Origin of the sequence: Kitasatospora sp. NPDC093558, from assembly GCF_040683475.1 — a bacterium.
In the GTDB taxonomy this organism is placed as follows: Bacteria; Actinomycetota; Actinomycetes; order Streptomycetales; family Streptomycetaceae; genus Kitasatospora.
Map to the genome: position 1 here is coordinate 1 of NZ_JBFBDY010001423.1, position 1,007 is coordinate 1,007.

Genomic DNA, 1,007 nt, shown 5'->3' on the forward strand with positions numbered 1-1,007 from the left:
CGGGTCGCCCTTGGCCCGGCGCCGGATCGCCCGCCGGTTGTCGTGCGTCGGGGTCGCGGTCTCGGCCAGGTCCTCGGCGTGCTGCCAATCGCCGGTGAGCAGATAGGCGGTCCGTACCAGGTGTGCCCACCTGGTACGGGTGAAGGCCTGGAAGTCGGCCTCTTCTTGTGTGTGCATCAGCACCCCCTCAGCCCTCCAGACCACGGTGTCGACGTGTGGGGTTGCCCGGCTCGCCACATTTTCCCGGCCCGCTCTCAGGGTGATGATTCGGCCCCTTCGGCGCTTTCCCCTGCGTGCTTGCCTCCTCGTCCTCGACGATGGGCCCGGCGGAGGCATGCCAATCCAATCGGGTGAACGGAGATTGACGATGCGTCAGATGCGTCGAATGCGTCGAATGCGGCAGGTGAGGTTCGTCCGGCGTGCCGTCGCGATCGCGGCCGCCCTGATGCTGGGTGCAGGGCTCGCCGCGCCGGCCGCGTTCGCCGGAGTGGTGCCCGGCGGCAATCCGGTGGCGGGCGAGCTCGGGGCGTACTGGACCGCGGACCGGATGGCTGCCGCGTTGCCCGACGACGCCGTACGGGATGCGCGGCTCTCGGCGGACGGGCCGCGGCCCGGCGAGTACATCCCGCCGAGCCGCAGCTTCGACGGCATCCCGCAGGCCGGCGCGTTCTTCAGGACCGACGCCAACGGCACCGGCCGCACGTGCAGCGGCTCGGTGGTGCGCAGCCCCCGCCGCGACCTGGTGCTCGGTGCCGGGCACTGCCTCAAGGGGTACGCCGGTGCCTCACCCGCGCGTCGGCTGGGGTTCGTGCCGCAGTACCACGACGGGCTGAAGCCGTTCGGCATCTTCCCGGTCGTGGACGACGGCGTGTACGTCGCGCAGGAGTACTACGACCTCGGTGTGCACGCGGGCGCCGCGTACGACTTCGGCTTCGCGGTCACCGGGCCGAACCAGGACGGCGAGCGAATGGAGGACGTCACGGGCGGGGTCCAACTGCTCACCGACA

At 71.1% G+C, this 1,007-nt stretch carries 1 pseudogene; it reads left to right on the top strand.

Annotated elements, in window-relative coordinates:
- Positions 1-394: 394 nt before the first annotated feature.
- Positions 395-1,007, top strand: a pseudogene (locus AB0O00_RS41495) (hypothetical protein); the annotation flags it as partial.